18 protein-coding genes are annotated in these 21,487 nt (G+C 72.2%); 14 read left to right on the top strand and 4 right to left on the bottom strand.

From position 1 onward, the window contains the following. Positions 1–20 precede the first annotated feature (20 nt). Together ACFCXS_RS19180 and ACFCXS_RS19175 are read left to right on the top strand one after the other, a co-directional pair. On the top strand, positions 21–779 hold the full coding sequence (locus ACFCXS_RS19180) for an IclR family transcriptional regulator (protein WP_376644521.1): 759 nt from the start codon (positions 21–23) through the stop codon (positions 777–779). A 101-nt stretch (positions 780–880) separates the two neighbouring features. Then, entirely contained in the window at positions 881–2,113 is a 1,233-nt protein-coding gene (locus tag ACFCXS_RS19175; RefSeq protein ID WP_376644520.1) for a PP2C family protein-serine/threonine phosphatase, read from the top strand. A gap of 87 nt (positions 2,114–2,200) precedes the next feature. On the opposite strand, the gene paaK is transcribed toward ACFCXS_RS19175, so the two are convergent. Next, a complete protein-coding gene (gene paaK, locus ACFCXS_RS19170) occupies positions 2,201–3,556 on the bottom strand; it encodes a phenylacetate--CoA ligase PaaK (RefSeq protein ID WP_376644519.1) in 1,356 nt (451 codons plus the stop codon). Positions 3,557–3,736: 180 nt separating this feature from the next. On the opposite strand from paaK, the gene paaA reads away from it, so the two are divergent. Genes paaA through paaE form a run of 5 tightly spaced genes read left to right on the top strand, consistent with a single transcriptional unit; the run spans position 3,737 to position 7,476 of the window. After that, positions 3,737–4,723: a 1,2-phenylacetyl-CoA epoxidase subunit PaaA gene (gene paaA / locus ACFCXS_RS19165; RefSeq protein WP_344455117.1), complete on the top strand. Its 987-nt coding sequence runs from the start codon at positions 3,737–3,739 to the stop codon at positions 4,721–4,723. Beyond that, positions 4,720–5,013: a 1,2-phenylacetyl-CoA epoxidase subunit PaaB gene (gene paaB / locus ACFCXS_RS19160; RefSeq protein WP_053672731.1), complete on the top strand. Its 294-nt coding sequence runs from the start codon at positions 4,720–4,722 to the stop codon at positions 5,011–5,013. The genes paaA and paaB overlap by 4 nt, the downstream gene beginning before the upstream one ends. Positions 5,014–5,024: 11 nt before the next feature. Continuing rightward, positions 5,025–5,852, top strand: a complete 828-nt coding sequence (gene paaC, locus ACFCXS_RS19155) for a 1,2-phenylacetyl-CoA epoxidase subunit PaaC (RefSeq protein ID WP_376644518.1) — start codon at positions 5,025–5,027, stop codon at positions 5,850–5,852. Then, complete coding sequence (paaD, locus tag ACFCXS_RS19150; protein ID WP_376644517.1) at positions 5,846–6,361, top strand: 1,2-phenylacetyl-CoA epoxidase subunit PaaD; 516 nt, start codon at positions 5,846–5,848, stop codon at positions 6,359–6,361. The genes paaC and paaD overlap by 7 nt, the downstream gene beginning before the upstream one ends. Beyond that, positions 6,361–7,476, top strand: coding sequence for a 1,2-phenylacetyl-CoA epoxidase subunit PaaE (paaE, locus tag ACFCXS_RS19145; protein ID WP_376644516.1), 1,116 nt, complete (start codon positions 6,361–6,363; stop codon positions 7,474–7,476). The genes paaD and paaE overlap by 1 nt, the downstream gene beginning before the upstream one ends. Positions 7,477–7,487: 11 nt before the next feature. On the opposite strand, the gene ACFCXS_RS19140 is transcribed toward paaE, so the two are convergent. Beyond that, a complete protein-coding gene (locus ACFCXS_RS19140) occupies positions 7,488–9,128 on the bottom strand; it encodes a PucR family transcriptional regulator (protein ID WP_376644515.1) in 1,641 nt (546 codons plus the stop codon). Positions 9,129–9,355: 227 nt separating this feature from the next. Between ACFCXS_RS19140 and ACFCXS_RS19135 the strand changes: the two genes are divergently transcribed. The 3 genes from ACFCXS_RS19135 to ACFCXS_RS19125 are packed head-to-tail and all read left to right on the top strand — an operon-like array spanning position 9,356 to position 14,924. Then, positions 9,356–10,624 (top strand): aspartate aminotransferase family protein, encoded by a 1,269-nt coding sequence (locus tag ACFCXS_RS19135; protein WP_376644514.1) that lies wholly within the window; start codon positions 9,356–9,358, stop codon positions 10,622–10,624. Next, positions 10,621–13,488 (top strand): FAD-binding and (Fe-S)-binding domain-containing protein, encoded by a 2,868-nt coding sequence (locus ACFCXS_RS19130; RefSeq protein ID WP_376644513.1) that lies wholly within the window; start codon positions 10,621–10,623, stop codon positions 13,486–13,488. The genes ACFCXS_RS19135 and ACFCXS_RS19130 overlap by 4 nt, the downstream gene beginning before the upstream one ends. Next, positions 13,485–14,924 (top strand): NAD-dependent succinate-semialdehyde dehydrogenase, encoded by a 1,440-nt coding sequence (locus ACFCXS_RS19125; protein WP_376644512.1) that lies wholly within the window; start codon positions 13,485–13,487, stop codon positions 14,922–14,924. Before ACFCXS_RS19130 ends, ACFCXS_RS19125 begins: the two co-directional genes overlap by 4 nt. On the opposite strand, the gene ACFCXS_RS19120 is transcribed toward ACFCXS_RS19125, so the two are convergent. Both ACFCXS_RS19120 and ACFCXS_RS19115 read right to left on the bottom strand, forming a co-directional pair. Then, complete coding sequence (locus ACFCXS_RS19120) at positions 14,921–15,718, bottom strand: IclR family transcriptional regulator (protein ID WP_376644630.1); 798 nt, start codon at positions 15,716–15,718, stop codon at positions 14,921–14,923. The genes ACFCXS_RS19125 and ACFCXS_RS19120 overlap by 4 nt on opposite strands. 295 nt (positions 15,719–16,013) lie before the next feature. Then, positions 16,014–16,760: an IclR family transcriptional regulator gene (locus ACFCXS_RS19115; protein ID WP_376644629.1), complete on the bottom strand. Its 747-nt coding sequence runs from the start codon at positions 16,758–16,760 to the stop codon at positions 16,014–16,016. Between the two features lie 278 nt (positions 16,761–17,038). Between ACFCXS_RS19115 and solA the strand changes: the two genes are divergently transcribed. From solA to ACFCXS_RS19095, 4 genes are all read left to right on the top strand, one after another. Next, the gene (solA, locus tag ACFCXS_RS19110; protein ID WP_376644511.1) at positions 17,039–18,175 is read left to right on the top strand and encodes an N-methyl-L-tryptophan oxidase; all 1,137 of its coding nucleotides are present in this window, start codon (positions 17,039–17,041) and stop codon (positions 18,173–18,175) included. 12 nt (positions 18,176–18,187) lie between these two features. Then, the gene (locus ACFCXS_RS19105) at positions 18,188–19,159 is read left to right on the top strand and encodes a succinylglutamate desuccinylase/aspartoacylase family protein (RefSeq protein ID WP_376644510.1); all 972 of its coding nucleotides are present in this window, start codon (positions 18,188–18,190) and stop codon (positions 19,157–19,159) included. A 93-nt stretch (positions 19,160–19,252) separates the two neighbouring features. After that, positions 19,253–20,353 (top strand): ABC transporter substrate-binding protein, encoded by a 1,101-nt coding sequence (locus ACFCXS_RS19100; protein ID WP_376644509.1) that lies wholly within the window; start codon positions 19,253–19,255, stop codon positions 20,351–20,353. A gap of 13 nt (positions 20,354–20,366) precedes the next feature. Next, a complete protein-coding gene (locus ACFCXS_RS19095; RefSeq protein ID WP_376644508.1) occupies positions 20,367–21,485 on the top strand; it encodes an ABC transporter ATP-binding protein in 1,119 nt (372 codons plus the stop codon). Positions 21,486–21,487 lie beyond the last annotated feature (2 nt).

The raw sequence follows: 21,487 nt of genomic DNA, 5'->3' as shown, positions 1-21,487 counted from the left end.
GCCTGACGCACGCTGTTCGTATGGGTGGGCAAGACGGCCCTACGCTCATCAACTCCGTCCAGCGGGCCATGCGGCTGCTGGAGGCGGTGAGCGCGCACGAGAACGGCGCGCCTGCCAAGCAGCTGGCGCGTGAGACGGGCCTGCCCCTGGCCACCGCCTACCACCTGCTGCGGACCCTGGTCCACGACGGGTACGTGCGCAAGCTGGACGACGGCGGCTTCGTCCTCGGCGACAAACTGCAGACGCTGCAGTCCACGGGCCGTGCGCAGGCCCTTCTCAGCCGGGTCCGGCCCACCCTCGCCGCGCTGCGGGACGAGCTCGCCTCGGCCGCCTACCTCACCTTCTACGAGGACGGCGAGATCCGGGTCGCCGAGATCGTCGACGGCCCCGGGACACCCCGTGTCGATCTCTGGGTGGGCTTCGAGGACGCCGGGCACGCCACCGCACTGGGCAAGTCCGTCCTGCGTGAGATGGACGAGGAGGCCCGTCAGGACTACCTCTCCCGGCACCATCTCGCCGACCTCACCCCGCGGACGATCACCAGCCTCCCGGAACTCCTGCGGAGGCTGGAGACCCCGCCCATGGCCCCGGCCGTCACCGACCTGGAGGAGTACTCCCTCGGCACGGTCTGCGTCGCCGTACCGGTCTACAGCGGGGACACGCTCGGCTCGCTCGGAGTGTCGCTGCCGTCGAACCGGCTCTCCCGGCTGCCGGAGATCCGCGAGCGGCTGCTTCCGACCGCGAGCCGTGTGACCAGGAACCTCTCGCTCACTATCTGAAAATCCGCTCCTTGCCGGGCACTACCCTCACCCCGTTTTCTGGATAAGTCAGACATTTCCGGGACGTGCCCCGTGCACAGGTGAGGACTGCGGACACCGACATGAGCCAAGCCCGCAACCATGGCGACGACCACTCGCCCGTACGGCCGTTCCGCAACCGGGTGGCCGGTGCCGGGGCTTCGGCCCGCAGGCGCGCCGTCGCGCAGCTGGGCGCCGGCGCACCCGTACTGCCCGTGCTGCCCGTCCTCGTCCTCGCCGCCGTCGTGTCCGCCGACCTCGTGGGCGGTGCGGGGATGGTCTGGCTGCCCCTGCTCGCGGCCGGGCCGGCCCTGGCGGCGACGACCAACGGACCGCGCGGGGTCCTCTGCGTCGGCGTCCTCGCCGTGCTGGTCGGTGCGACGCTCGGGGTCCGGGACGGAGTGCCGGACCGCGAACTGGCCGCCGTGCTGTCGGCCCTGGTCGCCGTCTCACTCGCGAGCGGCCTGGCCGGCGTGCTGCGCGGACGCCGGGAGCGGGTGCTCGCCGCCGTCCGATCGGTCGCTGAGACCGCCCAGCACGCCCTGCTCAAACCCGTGCCGGCGACCGTCGGGCCGTTCCAGGTGGCCGTCCGCTACAGCGCCGCGGCGGCCGAGGCCCGTATCGGCGGGGACCTCTACGCCCTGATACCCACCCCGCACGGGGTGCGGCTGATCGTCGGCGACGTACGCGGCAAGGGGCTGCCCGCCGTCGGGACCGCCGCGCTGGTGCTCGGTGTCTTCCGGGAGGCCGCCCACGACGAGCCCGACCTCCTCGCCGTCGTCGACCGGATCGAGCGGAGCCTCGCCCGTAACCTCGGCCGCGACGACTTCGTGACCGCCGTGGTCGCCGGGTATCCGCGGGACGGGCATCTGGAGGTGGTGAACTGCGGGCACGCGCCCCCGCTGCTGGTGCGCGCCTCCGGGGCCGTCACCCCGGTGGAGCCCGTGCTTCCGGCGCCGCCCCTCGGACTGCGCGACCTGGCGGGGTACGCCCCGGGACTCCACACGCTCCCCTTCGCCGACGGCGACCAGCTGCTGCTCTACACCGACGGGGTCACCGAGGCCCGCGACGGAGGCCGCGCCTTCTACCCCCTGGCCGAAGGCCTGCAGCGGCATGTCTCCCAGGAGCCGGCCCGGACGCTCGGCGCGCTCCACGAGGAACTGCTGGCCCACGTGGGCGGCAGGCTGCACGACGACGCGGCCCTGCTCCTCATCCGCAAGCCGGTTGTGCGCGCGGCGGAAGAGGAGGCGCCTGCCCCGGACGGCACCGCCTCGGATGTTCCGGCCCCGGTGCCCGGGGCGGAGTGCTGGTCCTGAGGCCTTCGGTGGCCGCACGGGCCCGGACACCCCCCGGGGGGGCCAGGCGGGATGCTGCTCGGGAGCGGTCGCCGCGGCCACGGACGCTCACGCCTCGCGCAGGTCCCTCACCCGGCGGATCTTGCCGACGGAACGCTCCAGGGTCTCCGGTTCGACGATCGTCACGTCGGCGGTGATGCCGATGCCGTCCTTGACGGCCTGGGCGATCGTCCCGGCCGCGGCCTCGCGCCGCTCGGGGCCGGTACCGGGGCGGGCCTCGACACGGACGGTCATGTGGTCCAGGCGGCCGCGTCTGGTCAGCTGGATCTGGAAGTGCGGGGCGACGCCGGGTGTGCGCAGCACGATCTCCTCGATCTGGCTGGGGAAGACGTTCACCCCGCGCAGGATGATCATGTCGTCGCAGCGGCCGGTGATCTTCTGGATGCGGCGGAACGCGGGCCGGGCCGTGCCGGGCAGCAGCCGTGTCAGATCCCGGGTGCGGTAGCGGACGACCGGCAGGGCCTCCTTGGTCAGGGACGTGAAGACCAGCTCGCCCTCCTCGCCCTCGGGCAGCACCTCACCGGTGACCGGGTCGACGACCTCGGGATAGAAGTGGTCCTCCCACACGTGCAGCCCGTCCTTGGTCTCCACGCACTCCTGGGCGACACCCGGCCCGATCACCTCGGACAGGCCGTATATGTCGACGGCGTGGATGTCCGTCCGCTCCTCGATCTCGCGGCGCATCTCCTCCGTCCACGGCTCGGCACCGAAGACGCCCACCCGCAGACTGCTCGCGCGCGGGTCGAGGCCCTGGCGCCCGAACTCGTCGAGCAGCGTGAGCATGTAGGAGGGGGTGACCATGATGATCTCGGGCCGGAAGTCCTGGATGATCTGCACCTGGCGCGCGGTCATGCCCCCGGAGGCCGGGATCACCAGACAGCCGGCGCGCTCCGCGCCGTAGTGCGCGCCGAGACCGCCGGTGAACAGCCCGTACCCGTAGGAGATGTGGACCTTGTGGCCCGGGCGCCCGCCGGCGGCTCGGATCGAGCGGGCGACGAGGTCCGCCCACATCGACAGGTCGTTCTCCGTGTAGCCGACCACCGTGGGGCGGCCGGTGGTGCCGCTGGAGGCGTGCACCCGCCGCACCTGGTCCATGGGCACGGCGCACATCCCGAACGGGTAGGTGTCCCGCAGGTCGGCCTTCGTGGTGAAGGGGAACCGGGACAGGTCCTCCAGCGAGCGGCAGTCGTCGGGGGAGACCCCGGCCGCGTCGAACTTCTTCCGGTACGCCTCCACGTTGTCGTAGGCGTGCCGCAGGCTTCCGCGCAGACGGTCGAGCTGGAGCTCGCGCAACTGCTCGCGGGTCAGTCGCTCACCGTCGTCGTACAGGTCGTGGGGGAGGGGCTCGCCGCGTCGCCGTCCCGTCGGCTCCGGGGCCCGGGGGGTCGTCGTGTCGCTGGTCATTCAGGACTCCTCCGGCCCACCTCATGGCCCGACCGAACATTCGGTCAGCTTGGCGCTGTCATGTAATCCAGCCCTCTCCGTGCCTGTCAAGGGTCCAGGACTTACCCGAGGGGTCTTACCAAGGTGCGCCGACGTGTCCTACGATGGACCGAACGAATGGTCGGTTGGGAAGTGGGACGGATGGACACGACACACTCCAGCCCCCCGGGGGCGGACGGCGCCGAGCCGGCTCTCCAGCAGCACTTCGACGCGACGATCGCGCGTGACCAGCGGATCGAGCCGCGCGACTGGATGCCGGAGGGGTACCGGAAGACACTGATCCGGCAGATCGCGCAGCACGCGCACTCGGAGATCATCGGCATGCAGCCGGAGGGCGAGTGGATCACCCGCGCGCCGTCGCTGCGCCGCAAGGCCATTCTGTTCGCCAAGGTCCAGGACGAGGCCGGGCACGGGCTGTACCTGTACTCCGCGGCGGAGACGCTGGGCGCCGACCGCGCGGACCTCACCGAGCGGCTGATCGAGGGCCGCCAGAAGTACTCGTCGATCTTCAACTACCCGACGCTGAGCTTCGCCGACGTCGGGGTGATCGGCTGGTTCGTGGACGGCGCCGCGATCTGCAACCAGGTGCCGCTGTGCCGCTCCTCCTACGGGCCCTACGCGCGCGCCATGGTGCGCATCTGCAAGGAGGAGTCCTTCCACCAGCGGCAGGGCTACGAGCTGCTGATGACGATGATGCGCGGCACCCCGGAACAGCGCGAGATGGTGCAGGACGCGGTGAACCGCTGGTGGTGGCCGTCGCTGATGATGTTCGGCCCGCCCGACGACGCCTCGCCCAACTCCGCGCAGTCCATGGCCTGGAAGATCAAGCGGCACAGCAACGACGAACTGCGCCGGCGCTTCGTCGACATGACCGTCCCGCAGGCCGAGAAGCTCGGCGTGACGCTCCCCGACCCGGAGCTGCGCTGGAACGAGGAGCGGGGGCACCACGACTTCGGCACGCCCGACTGGGACGAGCTGATGCGGGTCATCAAGGGCGACGGCCCGTGCAACGACCAGCGGATGGAACGACGCCGCACGGCCCACGAGGAGGGCGCCTGGGTACGCGAGGCGGCCACCGCCCACGCCGCCAAGCAGGCCGCCCGCGCGGAGAAGGGAGCGGTGGCATGACCGCCGACCGGCAGGACTGGCCGCTGTACGAGGTGTTCGTGCGCGGCAAGCGCGGGCTGAACCACGTCCACGTGGGATCGCTGCACGCCGCCGACGACCGCATGGCCCTCACCCACGCCCGCGACCTGTACACCCGGCGCAACGAGGGCGTCTCGATCTGGGTTGTGCGCTCCGAGCACATCGCCGCCTCCACCCGCGACGAGAAGGACCCCTTCTTCGAGCCCAGCGCCGACAAGGTCTACCGGCACCCGACGTTCTACGACATCCCCGAAGACGTCCCGCACATCTGAAGGAGAGGGCCATGAGCGACGACCACGTCTACCTGACCCTCGCCGAGGGACACGACGACGACACCCGCTGGGCCTACGGCACCGGCTTCGAGGACCCCCTGCACGGCATCGACACCACCGTGCCCGGCGACGTGGACGCCGCCGAACTGGCCGCCCTGTGCGTCACCCTGGCCGACGACGCCCTCGTCTCCGCCCAGCGGCTCGCCGAGTGGACCGCCCGCGCCCCCGAGCTGGAGGAGGAGGTGGCGCTCGCCAACATCGGGCTCGACCTGCTCGGGCAGGCCCGCCTGCTCTACTCCCGCGCGGGCCAGGCCGACGGCAGCGGCCGTGACGAGGACGCCTACGCCTACTTCCGCGACGCCGCCGACTTCCGCAACGTACGCCTGGCCGAACTCCCGGGCGGCGACTTCGCGTTCTCGATCGTGCGGCTGCTGGTGCTCGCCAGCTGGCGCCTCGCTCACTTCGAACGGCTCACCGCTCACCGCGACCCCGTGCTGGCGGCGATCGCCGCCAAGGGCGTGAAGGAACTGGCCTACCACCGCCAGTACGCGGCCGAGTGGGCCGTACGCCTCGGCGACGGCACCGAGGAGTCCCACCGCCGGATGCGCAGGGCGCAGGAGCAGGTGGCGCCCTACCTGGGCGAGCTGTTCACGGCCTGCGACGTCCGGGACGAGGTCGTCGCGGTCCTCCGTCAGGTCACCGAGGCGGCGGGGCTGCCCATGCCGGTCTACCGCCCGCTGCCCGGCTCGGGCCGCACCGGGGACCACACCGAACATCTCGCCCCGCTGCTGGCCGAGTTGCAGGGCGTGGCCCGCGCCCACCCGGGGGCGACATGGTGACGGCACTCCTGGACGCGCGACGGGCCCGGCGCATCGCCGAGCAGGTGCCCGACCCCGAACTGCCCATGCTCACCCTGGCCGACCTCGGCGTACTGCGCGAAGTGAGCCTCGCCCCGGACGGCACGGTCGTCGCGAGCCTGACCCCGACCTACTCGGGCTGCCCGGCGATGGCCGAGATGCGCGCGGGCGTCGCCGCCCGGCTGCGCGAGGCGGGGTACGCGCGCGTGGAGATCCGCACGGTCCTCGACCCGCCGTGGAGCAGCGACTGGATCACGGCGGACGGCCGCCGCAAGCTCGCCGAGCACGGCATCGCCCCGCCCGGAGCAGCGCCGCGGCACGCCACCGGCCCGGTCCCGCTCGTGCTCTCGCCGGCCCGCCGCTCGGTGCCCTGCCCCCGCTGCGGTCACCCCGACACCGAGGAGACCTCCCGCTTCGGCGCCACGTCCTGCAAGTCCCTGTGGCGCTGCCTCGCCTGCCGCGAGCCGTTCGAGTACGTCAAGGAGATCTGATGGAGGACCTGATGGAGCCGGCCCCCGCCCCGGCGCCGCGCCCGCGTGCCCGCCGACGTCCGGTCTTCCACCCCCTGCGGGTCGCCGCCGTGCAGCCTTTGTGCGAGGACGCGGCAGCCGTCAGCTTCGACATCCCGGCCGAGCTGGCCGAGGAGTTCACCTTCGCACCCGGGCAGTCGCTCACTCTGCGCCGCGACATCGACGGCCGGGACGAGCGCCGCTCCTACTCGATCTGCGCCCCCGCCGGCACAGCGCCGCGGATCGGCGTCCGGGTGGTGCCGGGCGGCCTGTTCTCCTCCTGGCTGGTGCGCGACGTGCGCCCCGGCGACACCGTCGAGGTCATGGCCCCCACCGGCGCCTTCACCCCCGACCTCACCACCCACGGACACCACGTCCTGATCGCCGCCGGATCCGGCATCACGCCCATGGTGTCCATCGCCGAGTCCGTCCTGGCCGCCGACCCCCGCTCGCGCGTCACCCTGCTCTACGGCAACCGCCGCACCGGCACGGTCATGTTCGCCGACGAACTCGCCGACCTGAAGGACCTCTACCCGACCCGGTTCCAGCTCGCCCACGTCCTGTCCCGCGAGCCCCGCGAGGCCGAGGTGCTCTCGGGCCGCCTCGACGCCGAGCGGCTGGCCGCCCTCGTCGACGCCCTGGTCGACGTGGAGTCCGCCGACCACTGGTGGCTGTGCGGCCCGCACGGCATGGTCCGCGCCGCCCAGCAGGTCCTGACCGGCCTCGGCGTCCCCGCCGGCCGCGTCCACCAGGAGCTGTTCTACGCCGACGACGAGCCCGTCCGCGAGGTCCACCACGCCGAGACCGGTCCCTCCGGCCCGGTCAGCCGGGTCACCGTCACCCTCGACGGCCGCTCCACCACGTCCCCGCTGCCCCGCGACCGCAGCATCCTGGAGGGGGCCCAGCAGACCCGTCCCGACCTGCCCTTCGCCTGCAAGGGCGGAGTCTGCGGCACCTGCCGGGCCCGGATCACCGACGGCAAGGCCGACATGCGCCGCAACTTCGCCCTCGAACCGTCCGAGGTCGACGCCGGCTACGTCCTCACCTGCCAGTCGTTCCCGGTGTCGGAGGAACTGACGGTGGACTTCGACACCTGATCCTCGCCTCCTCACCGCCCCTGACCGGCGCGCAGCACCCGCAACGCCGTGAGCGCCACGTGGAGTTCCGTGCGGCGGTCGCCGTATTCGAGGTCGGTGTCGAGGAGACGCTCGATGGTGCGCAGGCGTTGGTACATGGTCTCCCTGGACAGACCGCCGCGACGGGCCGCCGTCGTCTTGTTGCCGGCGGCGTCGAGGTAGTGGCCGAGGGTCGCCAGCAGGTCGGTGCCGTGCCGGGTGTCGTGGTCGACGAGCCGGCTCAGCCGCCGTTCCGTGTAGTCCTGGATCCGGGTGTCCTCGCGCAGCGCGTACAGCAGCCGGCGCAGGTCGATGTCCGGCAGCTCGTGGAAGGAACGGCCTTCGGGCGGGGCCTGGCCGGGCGGGGTGGCCTCTATGACCCGGGCCGCCTCCCGGAAGGAACGCGCGGTGTCGGCGAGGTCCGCCACCTCCGAGCCGACGCCGATGATCGCCTCCGGGGCCAGGGCCAGCGCGGTGCGGCTCAGCCGTTCGGCCACGGGCCGCCAGGGCCGGTCGGGGCGCAGGGCCAGCAGCACGCCGAGGCGGCCGGGGGAGAGCTCGCCGACCAGGGCCGGGACCCCGGCCGACCTCAGCTCCCGGTGCAGCCGGGCCTCCGCTTCCGCGCCCTCCCCGCCGGGCCCCGGATCCACGAGGATCGCCAGGAAGACACCGGCCTCCGTGGGCAGGCCCAGCGCGGCGCAGCGGGCGCGGACGTCCTCGGCGGAGTGGTGGCGCTGCTCCGCCAGCTCCCGCAGGACGGTGCGGTGGGCCGTGTGCTCCCACGGCGTGGAGTGGATGAGCCGGGCCACGGTCAGGGCCATCGCCGTCCGCTCCAGGACGGTGATGTGCTCGGGGCCGAAGGCCGGCCCGTCGCCGGGCAGCATGGCCAGCCGCCCCCAGCGTTCACCCTGGTAGGAGACGGGCGCGGTGAGCCACCCCTCAGGGCCGCCCACCTCGGTGCGATCGCCCGGCTCGGTCGCCCTGGAGCGCCGCTCCCAGCCCCCGAGCGCCTCCTCCACCGTGCTCCCCGAGGGCTCGCAGATCAGCGCCTGGTGCACCAGGTTCTCCAGCACGACCGTCCGGCCGCTCATCTCCGCCGCCGCGCGCACCACGTCCTCCGGCCCCGCCCCACGCAACGTCAGAGCCGTGAACGCCTCGTGGATCCGCTGCGTCCGCCGCATCGCGTCGGCCTGGTTGCCGAGGATCAGCGCGTGCACGACCTGGGTGACCTCCAGGAAGTTGACGTCCCGGGCAAGGGTGACCAGGGGGAGTCCGCGGGCCCGGCAGGCCTGCACGAGGGCGTCGGGCGGCCGGTGATAGCGCCGTACGAGCTCGATGACCAGGGCGGCCGCTCCCACCTCGGTGAGTTCGTCGACATACCGGCGGACGCCCGCGGCGTCCTCGGGCAGCGGCATGCCGGTGGTCAGGACCAGCTCGCCGCCCTTGAGGAAGGAGGCCGGGTCCGTCAGCTCGGTGATGTGCACCCAGCGCACCGGCCGGTCCAGCTGCGCCAGCCCCGTGACGACCTGGGGCTGTCCGGCGGCCAGGACCGGCAGGGCCAGGACGTCGGCGAGGGTGGGTGCGCGACCGGCCGGGTCCGCATCACGGCCGGCCGTCGGGGGGTGCTGGTTCACGGTGCCTCCCTGCGTGCCCGGTCACTCTGACAAGCGGGGCTGACCTGCGCAAGAGCTGTCCACGGGTGGGACAGGGGGTGCCTGGGGGGTCCGGCGGTTGACACAACGTCCGAACAACGGGTTCCGGCCGGACAGATCACGCGTTGTCGTCCGTCGCGGCGGCCTGGATGCTCGGACACCGGAGCTGAGCCAAGCAACCACACCTCGTCGTACGGCCGGGAGACACCATGACCGCACTGTCGCCGCACCTTCGCCAGGCCACGCCCGTCGTGGCGGCCAGGGGCGAGGGCGTCCACCTCTACGGTGAGGACGGCCGCCGCTACCTCGACTTCACCGCCGGCATCGGCGTCACCAGCACCGGGCACTGCCACCCCAAGGTCGTGGCGGCGGCGCAGGAGCAGGTGGGCACACTGATCCACGGCCAGTACACGACCGTGATGCACCAGCCGCTGCGCCGCCTCGTCGACAAGCTGGGCGAGGTGCTGCCGGCCGGCCTGGACAGCCTGTTCTTCACCAACTCCGGCAGCGAGGCCGTCGAGTCGGCACTGCGGCTGGCCCGCCAGGCGACCGGCCGGCCGAACGTCATCGTCTGTCACGGCGGTTTCCACGGCCGTACGGTCGCCGCCGCCTCCATGACCACCTCCGGCATCCGCTTCCGCTCCGGGTTCTCCCCGCTGATGAGCGGCGTGGTCGTCACCCCCTTCCCGACCGCCTACCGCTACGGCTGGGACGAGGAGACCGCGACCCGCTTCGCCCTGAAGGAACTCGACTACACCCTCCAGACGATCTCGTCGCCCGCCGACACGGCGGCGATCATCGTCGAGCCGGTTCTCGGCGAGGGCGGCTACGTCCCCGCGAACCGCGCCTTCATGGAAGGCCTGCGCGAGCGGGCGGACCGGCACGGTTTCCTGCTGATCCTCGACGAGGTGCAGACCGGAGTCGGCCGCACCGGCCGCTTCTGGGGCCACGACCACTTCGGCGTCACCCCCGACATCCTCGTCACCGCCAAGGGCCTGGCCAGCGGCTTCCCCCTCTCCGGCATCGCCGCCTCCGAGGAACTGATGACCAAGGCCTGGCCCGGCTCGCAGGGCGGCACGTACGGCGCCAACGCCGTCGCCTGCGCCGCCGCCTGCGCGACGCTGGACGTCGTACGCGACGAGAAGCTCGTGGAGAACGCCGAGACGATGGGCAAGCGGCTCCGCCAGGGTCTGGAAGCCGTGGCCGACCGGACCCCGGGCATCGGTGACGTCCGCGGCCTCGGCCTCATGCTCGCCACCGAGTTCGTCACCGAGGACGGCAGCCCCGACTCCGAGACCGCCGCCCGCGTGCAGCGCGCCGCGATCGACGAGGGCCTGCTCCTGCTGCTGTGCGGCGCCTGGAACCAGGTCGTCCGCATGATCCCGGCACTCGTGATCGACGAGGCGGGCGTCGACGAGGGCCTCCAGGCCTGGGCGAACGCGGTCGAGGCCGGCATGTCGGGAGCCGGAGAGCGATGACCACGGCCACCCGCGACCTGGCGGGTCTCACGGCGCGTCTCGCCGAGCTCGCGCCCGGTCTGCGGGTGGAGACCGGCCCGGGGGCCACCGGCCCGTACGCCTACGACGCCTCCAACTACCGTGTGCCGCCGCGGGCGGTGGCCTTCCCGCGTTCCGCCGAGGATGTGGTCGGCGTGCTGCGGGCCTGCCGTGAGGCGGGGGTGCCGGTCACGGCCCGGGGCGGTGGCACGAGCATGGCGGGCAACGCCGTCGGGCCGGGGGTGGTGCTCGACCTCTCCCGGTACATGAACCGGATCCTGGACATCGACGTCGAGGCGCGCACGGCGCGGGTCGAGGCGGGGGTGGTGCTGGACGCGCTGCGCTCCGCCACCGCGCTGCACGGGCTGGACTTCGGTCCGGACCCGTCCTCGCACAGCCGCTGCACCCTCGGCGGGATGATCGGCAATGACGCGTGCGGGAATCGGTCGGTGCGCGACGGGCGGACCAGTGGGCATGTGGTGTCGCTGGAGATCGTGACGGCCGACGGCGTGCGGGCCGTCGCCGATCACGCAGGGCTGCACCCGGTCGATCCGGGCGATGCCGGGCCGGTCGCCCGGCTGGACGCCGATCTCAAGCGTCTGGTCGGGGAGAACCTGGCGCTGCTCCGGACCGAGCTGGGCCGCATCCCGCGGCAGGTCTCCGGCTACCAGCTCCACCACCTCCTGCCGGAGAACGGCTTCGACCTGGCTCGCGCCCTGGTGGGCACCGAGGGCACCTGTGCGGTCGTCACCGCCGCGACGGTCCGCCTGGTGGCGACCGCACAGGCCTCCACCCTGCTGACCCTGGGCTACGAGGATGTGGTCCAGGCGGCTGAGGACGTGCCGGAGATCCTGCGCTTCTCGCCGAGTGCGGTGGAGGGCATGGACGAGGCGATCGTCGCCACCATGCGCGCCCGCCGCGGCCCCGATTCCGTCACCGGCCTGCCCGAGGGCCGCGCCTGGCTGTACGTCGAGCTCGAAGGCGACGACCAGGCCACCGTGAACGCCCGGGCCGAAGAGTTGCTCGAGGCGCTCAAGGCCCTGGGACGGCTGACCGGTGGACGGCTCGTGGAGAGCCCGGCCGAGCGGCGCTCGCTGTGGCGGGTGCGGGAGGACGGGGCCGGGCTGGCGGCCCGGCTCGTCGACGGCGGGGAGTCCTGGCCAGGCTGGGAGGACGCGGCAGTCGCCCCGGCGGACTTGGCCGCCTACCTGCGCGGTTTCCGCAAGCTGCTCGCCGCCCACGAGCTCACCGGTGTGCTGTACGGGCACTTCGGTGCCGGATGCGTCCATGTGCGGATCGACTTCGACATGGCGACGGACGCAGGCCGGACGGTCATGCGCCGGTTCCTGTCGGAGGCCGCCGCGTTGGTTGTCGAGCACGGCGGCACGCTGTCGGGTGAGCACGGTGACGGACGTGCCCGCAGCGAACTGCTGAAGGTCATGTACAGCCACCGCATGATCGCCGCGTTCGCCGCCTTCAAGCAGACCTTCGACCCCGAAGGGCTGCTCAACCCCGGTGTCATCATCGACCCGGCCCCACTCGACGCGGACTTGGCGCTGCGTGAACTGCCGCTGGTGGACACGACGTTCGGCTTCCCGCACGACGAGGACGGCTTCGCCGGTGCCGTGCGTCGCTGTGTCGGGGTCGGCCGCTGCCGCAGTGACGCGGGCGGGGTGATGTGCCCGAGCTACCGGGCCACGGGCGAGGAGAACGACTCCACCCGCGGCCGGGCCCGCATGCTCCAGGAGATGGTCCGGGGCGAAGCCGTCAGCGACGGCTGGCGCTCCACCGAGGTCAAGGACGCCCTCGATCTGTGCCTGTCCTGCAAGGCCTGCTCCAGCGACTGCCCGGTCGGCGTCGACATGGCCACCTACAAGGCGGAGTTCCTCCACCAGCACTACAAGGGCCGCCTGCGCCCCCGCTCCCACTACTCCCTCGGCTGGCTGCCCCGGACCTCCGCCCTGGCCGGGTACGCGGCCCGCCCGGTCAACCTGCTGCTGCGCGGACCGCTCGGCAAGCTCCTGGCCCGCCTGGGCGGCGTCACCACCGAGCGCAGAATCCCCGCCTTCGCCTCCCGCCGCGCCCTGCGCAAGACCCTCCGCGCTGCGAAGACCGCCGAACCGGCCAAGGCCATCCTCTTCGTCGACAGCTTCACCCGTGCCTTCCGCCCACAGGTCGCGGGAGCGGCGAGCCGCGTGCTCGCCGACGCCGGTGTCCCCTGCACCCCGCGGGACGGCCTGTGCTGCGGACTGACCTGGGTCAGCACCGGCCAGCTCGCCACGGCCCGCAAGATCATGGGCCGCACGGTCGCCGCCCTCGACGACGGCGACGACCGGCCGATCATCGTGGCCGAACCCAGCTGCGCCGCAGCCCTCAAACGGGACGTGCCCGAACTCCTCGGCACCGAGGCCGCCCGGCGCGTGGCGGAGCGCGTGCAGACCTTCACCGGCGCCCTGAGCGACCTGGCCGACCCGGACTGGACCCCTTCGCCCCTCCCCGAGAACGTCGTACTGCAGACCCACTGTCACGAGTACGCCACCTTCAAGGGCCGCCGCCCCGCCGACCTGCTGCGCCGCCTGGGTGCAGGCAGCGTCGACGAGGCCGAGGGCTGCTGCGGACTCGCCGGCAACTTCGGCTTCGAAGCCGAGCACTACGACACCTCCCTCGCCGTCGCCGACCTCGCCCTCAAGCCCCGCCTGGACCGGCTGGACGGACGCCCCGTCGTAGCCGACGGCTTCAGCTGCGCCACCCAGATCGACCATCTCGCCGGCGACCAGGGCATCCGCGCCCTGCACCTCGCCGAACTCCTCGACCCCGCCGCCGATCAACCAGGAGAGACGACATGACCGAGGTACTGACCCAGTTGTTCATCGGCGGGGCCTGGGTGGACGCCGCGGACGGCGCCACCATGCCCGTCGACGACCCCGCCACCGGCGAAATCCTCTGCCACGTCGCCGACGCCGGCCCCAAGGACGCCCGGCTCGCCGAGGAGGCGGCCGTCCAGGCCCAGTCCGACTGGGCCCGCACCGCGCCCCGGGCCCGCAGCGAGATCCTGCGCCGCGCGCACGAGATCATCCTGGAACGCACCGACGACCTCGCCCACCTGATGACCTCCGAGATGGGCAAGCCGCTCGCCGAGGCCAGGGGAGAGGTGGCGTACGCCGCCGAGTTCTTCCGCTGGTTCTCCGAGGAGGCCGTCCGCATCGACGGCAGCTGCGGCACCCTGCCGGACGGCCGCAACCGCATGCTGCTTTCCCGCCGTCCGGTCGGCCCCTGCCTGCTGATCACGCCGTGGAACTTCCCGCTGGCCATGGGCACCCGCAAGATCGGCCCGGCGATCGCGGCGGGCTGCACGATGATCCTCAAACCCGCCCCGCAGACCCCGCTGTCCAGCCTGGCACTGGCCGGGATCCTCAAGGAGGCGGGCCTGCCGGACGGCGTGCTGAACATCGTCACCACCTCCCGCGCCGGTGAGGTGTGCGAGCCGCTGCTGCGCGGCGGCCGGATCCGCAAGCTGTCCTTCACCGGCTCCACCGCCGTCGGCCGGCTCCTCCTCGCGCAGTGCGCCGACACCGTCGTGCGCACCTCGATGGAACTGGGCGGGAACGCGCCCTTCATCGTCTTCGACGACGCCGACCTGGACGTCGCCGTGGACGCCGCGATGGTCGCCAAGATGCGCAACATGGGCGAGGCCTGCACCGCCGCCAACCGCTTCTTCGTCCACCGCTCGGTCGCCGACGCGTTCGGACGACGGCTCGCCGAGCGGATGGGCGCCCTCGTGGTGGGCCCCGGCACCCGGGACGGCGTCGACGTCGGCCCGCTGATCGACGCCAACGGACGCGCCAAGGTGGAGGAGCTCGTCGCCGACGCCGTGGAGCGCGGCGCCGAGGTGCTCGTCGGCGGCCGCACGCCGGAAGGGCCCGGCCACTTCTACCCGCCGACCGTGCTGGCCGGTGTCGACCCCGGCAGCCGTCTGATGGACACGGAGATCTTCGGCCCGGTCGCCGCGATCCTCACCTTCGACGACGAGGACGAGGTCCTGCGCCGCGCCAACGACACGCCCTGGGGGCTGGTCGGTTACGTCTTCACCGAGGGGCTGGACCGGGGGCTGCGCGTCAGCGAAGGCCTGGAGGTCGGCATGGTGGGCCTGAACACCGGCCTCGTCTCCAACCCCGCCGCACCTTTCGGCGGAGTCAAGCAGTCCGGGCTCGGGCGCGAAGGCGGCCGCGTGGGGATCGACGAGTTCCTGGAGTACCAGTACGTGGCCGTGCCCGTGCGCTAGCGGTGGCGGGGCGCCGGGGTGGTCCACGCCCGTGTCGGAGAGCTGAACCAGCCCCCCGAACGGCGGCGGGTGATCTCGGCCGCCGTGTCGGCGACCATACGGCCCCACTCGGGCAGCCGGCTCTCGTCGTAGCGCGAAGCCGGCATGGAGACCGCCACGGAGGCGAGTGGTGTGCCGTCGGCGTCGAGGACGGGCGCGGCGATCGCGCACACGTCGGGGCGGAACTGGTTGCGGTTGACCGCGTACCCCTCGGCCCGCACACGGGCGAGCTCCGAGCGCAGCTGCGCCGCGTCGACCGGCGTGGACGCGCTGTAGCTCCGCAGCCCGTGTGCGACGACTGCGTCGAGGTCGGTTCCCGGCAGGTGGGCCAGCACACTGTGCCCGGTCGCCGTGGCGTGCAGCGGGGAGATGTCGCCGACGGCATGGAAGGTCCGTACGACGTGGTCGCAGTCGACGCGGTCGACGACGACCGTGCCGTGCGGTGCGTCGGGCACCGACAGGTGGATGGTCTCGTTCAGCGCGTCGCGAAGGCGGACCATGGGTTCGCGTGCGGCGGCGAACAGGCTGGAGCCCTGGAGCGCGGCGGGCCGTACGGCCAGGACGCGAACGCCCACCTCCCAGCTCGTGGTGTCCCTGCGGTCGGCCCGCAGCCAGCCCGCCTCGTTCAGCGTGTTCAGGGTGCGCTGCACGGTCGACTTGGGCAGGCCGAAGAGCTTGGTCAGCTCCCCGACGGTGACCGGCTGATGCTGGGCGACCGCCTCCAGGATGCGCAGCGACCTGGTCACGCTCTTCATCTCCATCGGCCCGCCCGTCCTCGTTTCGCCGGTCTCGGCTCTTGACTCTCTCCCGGATCCGCGGCCATCATCGTGCCGGATTCTAGCATGGCGTTCCACAAAGTGGCACAGATGCGGAATCCGATGTCCCTGCGGTGATGGACGGTGGTGGCGCCCTGACTGCGCCTGCCCGCCGCGGGGCGACCCCTTGTGCCCGGCCTCCCTGGGCCGGGCACAAGGGGGGTGGCGGCACCCCGAACGTGACAAGGGCCGGTTCCCCGGGTGGGGCCGGCCCTCGCGGCGGTCACTTCCTCGTTCAGGCGCCCAGTCGGCGCCCCGAGATCTCCGTTGCCGCGTCGGCGACCATGCGGCCCCATTCGGGCAGCCGGTCCGCGTCGTAGCGGGACTCGGGCATGGAGATGGCGACAGTGGCCAGCGGCGTGCCGTCCTCGTCGAGGATGGGTGCCGCGATCGCGCAGACGTCGGGACGGTACTGGTTGCGGTTCACCGCGTAGCCCATCGTGCGGATCCGGTCCAGCTCGGCGCGCAATTCGTCGGGGTCGGTCGGTGTCGTGTCGGTGTAGCGCTCGAGCCCCCGCTCGATGAGCTCCTCGACGTCCTGCTTGGGCAGGTGTGCCAGCACGGCGCGCCCGGTGGCGGTGGCGTGCAGAGGCGAGGTGTCGCCGACGGTGTGGAACGTCCGTACGGCGTGGTCGCAGTCGACGCGGTCGACGACGACCATGCAGTGCAGGGCGTCGGGCACCGTCAGGTGGATGGTCTCGTTCACCGCGTCGCGAAGACGGACCATGGGTTCGCGTGCGGCGGCGAACAGGCTGGAGCCCTGCAGTGCGGCGGGCCGTACGGCCAGGACTCGGGCGCCGATCTCCCACCGGGTGGTGTCCTTGCGGTTGGCCCGCAGCCAGCCCGCCTCGTTGAGGGTGACCAGGGTGCGCTGCACGGTCGACTTGGGCAGGCCGAAGAGCTTGGTCAGCTCCCCGACGGTGACCGGCTGATGCTGGGCGACCGCCTCCAGGATGCGCAGCGACCTGGTGACACTCTTCATTTCCATCCGGTTTCCCCCATTGGTCCTCGGAATTTCTCCTGGGTGCCCTCTTGACGCCCCCTGAGGGCCACTGCCATTCTCTGTGCCAGATTCTAGCACAGTATTCCACAATGTGGCACGGCCCTCCGGAAGATCCCGATGAGGTGAGCCGGACTCCGAGAACCGGGCGAATGCGGCCGGATGGCCCTGAAGGGCCCTGTCCCCTCCGAACCCCCTCGAATCGATCAGCCTCACGCAGGGGCTCAGGATGCGCCCCTGCGATACGAAAGGAAAGCCCTGTGTCAGCTGCCAGGAAGCGCGTCGCGGTCGTGGGCGTGGGAACGATGGGCAGTCAGGCCGCCTGGCGGCTCGCCGCCCGCGGCGCGCAGGTCGTCGCCTACGACCGCTTCGCCCCCGGCCACGACCGCAGCGCGGCCGGCGGCGAGACGCGGATCTTCCGCAGCGCCCACTTCGAGGACTCCCGCTACGTGCCGCTCCTCAAGCACGCCGACACCCTGTGGGAGCGGCTCCAGCAGGAGACCGGCCGTGAGCTGCGCCGCCTCACCGGCTGCCTGCTGATGGGCTCCACCGAGCAGCAGCAGATGGCCACCGTCCTGGAGTCCATCGCCGAGCACGGCCTCGACCACGAAGTTCTCGACGCCGAGACGATGGCGAAGCGGTTCCCGCAGTACCGGCTGGAGGACGGGGACGCCGCCGTCCTCGACCGCAGGGCGGGTTTCATCCGCCCCGAGCTGACCGTCCAGACCGCCGCCCGCCGTGCCGAGCAACTGGGCGCGCACATCCACCGCTACACCCCTGTGCGCGAGATCGTCCCCGTCCCGAACGGAGTGGAGATCCGTACCGACGCCGGCAGTGAGCGCTTCGACACCGCCGTCGTCACCGTCGGGCCCTGGGTGAACGACCTGCTGCCCGAGCTGCCCTGGGAGGTGGACGTCCGCCGACTCGTCAGCGCCTGGTACGTGCCCACCACCGGCGCCTGGTTCGGCGAAGAGCGTCCCGCCTTCATCCGCACCACCCCCACCCACTGCTACGGCCTGCCCTCCCCGGACGGCATCTCGGTGAAGATCGGCCTCTCGCGCGCCCTGCACGCCCCGGCCGGCGACCCCAACACGCTGGACCGCACCGTCCGGCCGGAGGAGCTGGAGCTCTTCACCGACCTGGTCCGCCGCCATCTGCCCGACCTGCACCCGGACCCGACCCGCCTGGCCGTCTACATGGAGGGCTACACCGAGAGCAGCCGCCCGCTGATCGGCCCGCTGCCCGGCGCCGAGAACGTCGTCCTGCTCGCCGGCTTCTCCGGCCACGGCTTCAAGCTGTCACCCGCGTTCGGCGACATCGCCGCCGACCTGGCGCTGGACGGCACCTCGGCGCAGCCCATCGACTTCATCAGCACACTCGGCCGCACCACGGCCTGAACGAGGTACGCCATGACACTGACCGTCGGACCCCTGCGGGCCGAACCGGGATGCAAGACCCGGGGCACGATCCCCGTGGACCTCGGCAGCACGACCGTCGAGATCCCCCTGATCCTCGTCAACGGCTCTCGCCCAGGCCCCCGGGTCGTCATCACCGGCGGCGTCCACGGCGGCGAGTTCGTCGGTGTCGACGCGGCCGCCCGCCTCGGCGGAATCCTGGAGCCGGACGACATCGCCGGCCAGGTGGTGATCTGCCCGGTGGCCAACCCGCCGGCGGTGTACGACGGCCGACTGGGCAGGTCCCCGCTCGACGACGTCAACATCAACCGCGTCTTCCCCGGCCACCGCGAGGGAGGCCCCACCGAGCGACTGGCCGCATGGCTCTTCGACCACGTCATCGCCGGCGCCGACGCCTACTTGGACCTGCACAGCGGCGGCATCGACGAGACCCTGCTCGACTTCGTCGGCTACCGGCTCACCTCCGACGGGGAACTCGACGCCAGGACACGGGCGATGGCCCACGCCGTCGGCTACGAGCGGGTCCTGTTCGGGCGTAACGCCGAGGGCGGCAACAGCCACGCCGCGGCCGCCCGCCTCGGCATCCCCGCCATCCTCATCGAGACCGGCCGGCTCGGCGAACGCCGCCCCGAGCAGACCCGGACCCTGCTCGACGGCCTGTACCGCGTGCTGCACCACCTCGGCGTCCTCGACGAGCCGCCGCACACCGCGCCCGTGGCCGCGCCACCGCGCGACTGGGTGTGGACCGGCTCCGTCGTCTCCCCGGCCACCGGCCTCTGGTACCCGGACGCCGCCACCGGTGACGACGTGACCGCGGGCCAGATTATCGGCCGCGTCATCGACCCGGCCCACGGCAGCGAACACAAGGTCACCGCCACCGCCGGCGGCCGGATCCTCTACGGCATGAACGGGCTCACCGTCGCCCCCGGCGCCGAACTCGCCGCCATGGCGCAGCCCGCCGACTGACCGGCCGCCCCGCTCCCCGCCCTCACCCCCCAGCCACCCCACCCCCTCGCCCCGCTCATCCGGTCCCCACGCGCCAGCCCCAGGAGATGTGTCATGAGTGATCCAGTCATAGGCCGCAGAGCGCTTCTGCGCGGAGCCGGCGGTGTCGCCGCCCTCGCCGCCCTGCCCTCTCTCGCCGCCTGCGGCACCGGCACCAGCCGTGCCGCCTCGGGCGGCAAGTCCGGCGGCAAGTCGGTGGTCGTCCGCGACAGCGGCGGCACCTACGGGGAGGCCCTCCAGAAGGCGATCTACACGCCGTTCACCCAGGAGACCGGCATCGGCGTCCAGGTCGTCAACCTCCAGAGCACCCAGATGCTGGCCCAGATCAAACAGGGCCGCCCCCAGTTCGACCTCATCAACAACTCGATGATGGACCACCGCAAGTTCGGGGCCCAGGACGCCCTGGAGACGCTGGACACCGACCGGATCAAGAGCCTGAAGAGCGCCAGGATCCCCGACAACCAGATCACCGACCACGGCGTCGCCAACAGCTTCTACGGCCAGTGCATGGCCTACCGCACCGACGCCTTCGACGGCCGCAAGCCGCAGTCGTGGGCCGACTTCTGGGACACCGCGGGGTTCAAGGGCAGCCGCTCGATGTGCAACCCGGACGCGGACCTGCCCGAGCTGGAGTTCGCCCTGCTGGCCGACGGCGTCCCGATGGACAAGCTCTACCCGCTCGACCTGGACCGTGCCTTCAAGGTGCTGACCCGGCTGCGCTCCGACATCAAGAAGTTCTGGGACAGCGGCCCGCTCCCCGGTGTGCTCCTGAGCCGCCAGGAGGTGACGATGTCCACCGTCTGGGACGGCCGGATCGCCGACCTGGAGAAGCAGGGCGTCCCGGTCGCGCGGCAACTCAACGGCATGCGCCGCCAGTTCCAGGGCTACGCCATCGCCAAGGGCGCGGCCCACGTGGACGCCGCCTACCGGCTCATGGACTACGCGCTGCGTCCCGAGTCCCAGGCCCGTCTGGCCAGGGCCTTCCCGTCGAACCCCGCCTCCCCGGTGGCCTACGAGAAGCTCACCACCGGCCAACGCAACGCCCTCGCCGGAGCGCCGCAGTACTACGACAAGGGTTTCGACGCGGACATCGGCTGGTGGCTCAAGAACGAGACAGCCGTCACCAAGCGCTGGCTGGAGTGGGCCCGTGACTGAATTCGGTGTAGCCATGCCTTCCCTGGAGACCACCGGCGGCAAGCCCGCCACCACGACCGGAAAACCCCTGTCCGTAGTGGCCCTGCGCAAGACCTACGGGGACGTCGTCGCCGTGGACGAGGCGTCCATGGAGATAGCCGCCGGGGAGTTCGTCACTTTCCTCGGTGCCTCGGGGTCCGGCAAGACCACGACCCTCATGATGATCGCGGGATTCTGCGAACCCGACTCAGGCACCATCACCGTCGGGGGCCGCGACGTCACCCGGCTCGCCCCGCAGAAGAGGGGACTCGGCTTCGTCTTCCAGCAGTACCTCCTCTTCCCGCACATGACCGTCAGCGAGAACATCGCCTTCCCGCTCACCCTGCGCGGCGTGCCGAAAGGCGAGATCCGCAGGCGGGTCGGGGAGACCCTGGAGATCGCCGGCCTCTCCGGGTTCGGCAGCCGCCGCCCCCGCGAGCTGTCCGGCGGACAGCAGCAGCGCGTCGCCCTGTGCCGCGCACTGGTCTACCGGCCGCCGGTCATCCTCATGGACGAGCCGCTCGGCGCCCTGGACAAGAAGCTCCGCGACCAGCTCCAGATCGAGATCAAGGCCATCCAGCAGGAACTCGGCCTGACCGTCATCTACGTGACGCACGACCAGGAGGAAGCGCTGGTCATGTCCGACCGCATCGCCGTGATGCGCAACGGCCTGATCGAGCAGTTCGACACACCCAGGGAGCTGTTCGAGCGCCCGAGGACCCCGTTCGTCGCGGACTTCCTCGGCGCCGCCAACTTCCTCCCCGGCCGCGTGGAACAGCACACCGGCGAGCACACCCTGGTCCGACTCGACCGGACCGGGGGCCTCCTGCGGGCACGCCGCCACGACCTGGCCACCGGCGCGGCGGTCGAGGTCGCCGTCCAGCCCGGCCGGCTGCGGGCCACCGCCCCCGGCGACGGCTTCTGCGCCGGCACGGTGGAGAACGCCACCTACGTCGGCAGTGTGGTCCGCGCCGCGGTACGGGTCGACGGCGCCGACGTCCCGCTGCTTCGCCTCGAAGTACCGGCAGGCCACGCACCCGTCGCCGGCGAGCTGGTCGGCATCACCGCCGATCCGGACGACGTCAATCTCTTCCCCGCCGGACAGGGAGGCTGAGC

This window comes from Streptomyces sp. NPDC056373 (genome assembly GCF_042262425.1).
Classification (GTDB): Bacteria; Actinomycetota; Actinomycetes; order Streptomycetales; family Streptomycetaceae; genus Streptomyces.
Note: the sequence above shows the minus strand (reverse complement) of the source record. Positions and strands in the feature narration are given on the sequence as shown.

Coding starts and splice junctions, on each gene's coding strand:
- paaK (WP_376644519.1), bottom strand. CDS start 3,556: ATGACCAGCGACACGACGACCCCCCGGGCCCCGGAGCCGACGGGACGG.
- ACFCXS_RS19180 (WP_376644521.1), top strand. CDS start 21: ATGGGTGGGCAAGACGGCCCTACGCTCATCAACTCCGTCCAGCGGGCC.
- ACFCXS_RS19130 (WP_376644513.1), top strand. CDS start 10,621: ATGACCACGGCCACCCGCGACCTGGCGGGTCTCACGGCGCGTCTCGCC.
- ACFCXS_RS19135 (WP_376644514.1), top strand. CDS start 9,356: ATGACCGCACTGTCGCCGCACCTTCGCCAGGCCACGCCCGTCGTGGCG.
- paaC (WP_376644518.1), top strand. CDS start 5,025: ATGAGCGACGACCACGTCTACCTGACCCTCGCCGAGGGACACGACGAC.
- paaD (WP_376644517.1), top strand. CDS start 5,846: ATGGTGACGGCACTCCTGGACGCGCGACGGGCCCGGCGCATCGCCGAG.
- paaA (WP_344455117.1), top strand. CDS start 3,737: ATGGACACGACACACTCCAGCCCCCCGGGGGCGGACGGCGCCGAGCCG.
- paaE (WP_376644516.1), top strand. CDS start 6,361: ATGGAGGACCTGATGGAGCCGGCCCCCGCCCCGGCGCCGCGCCCGCGT.
- ACFCXS_RS19175 (WP_376644520.1), top strand. CDS start 881: ATGAGCCAAGCCCGCAACCATGGCGACGACCACTCGCCCGTACGGCCG.
- ACFCXS_RS19120 (WP_376644630.1), bottom strand. CDS start 15,718: ATGAAGAGCGTGACCAGGTCGCTGCGCATCCTGGAGGCGGTCGCCCAG.
- ACFCXS_RS19095 (WP_376644508.1), top strand. CDS start 20,367: ATGCCTTCCCTGGAGACCACCGGCGGCAAGCCCGCCACCACGACCGGA.
- ACFCXS_RS19105 (WP_376644510.1), top strand. CDS start 18,188: ATGACACTGACCGTCGGACCCCTGCGGGCCGAACCGGGATGCAAGACC.
- ACFCXS_RS19115 (WP_376644629.1), bottom strand. CDS start 16,760: ATGAAGAGTGTCACCAGGTCGCTGCGCATCCTGGAGGCGGTCGCCCAG.
- paaB (WP_053672731.1), top strand. CDS start 4,720: ATGACCGCCGACCGGCAGGACTGGCCGCTGTACGAGGTGTTCGTGCGC.
- ACFCXS_RS19100 (WP_376644509.1), top strand. CDS start 19,253: ATGAGTGATCCAGTCATAGGCCGCAGAGCGCTTCTGCGCGGAGCCGGC.
- ACFCXS_RS19125 (WP_376644512.1), top strand. CDS start 13,485: ATGACCGAGGTACTGACCCAGTTGTTCATCGGCGGGGCCTGGGTGGAC.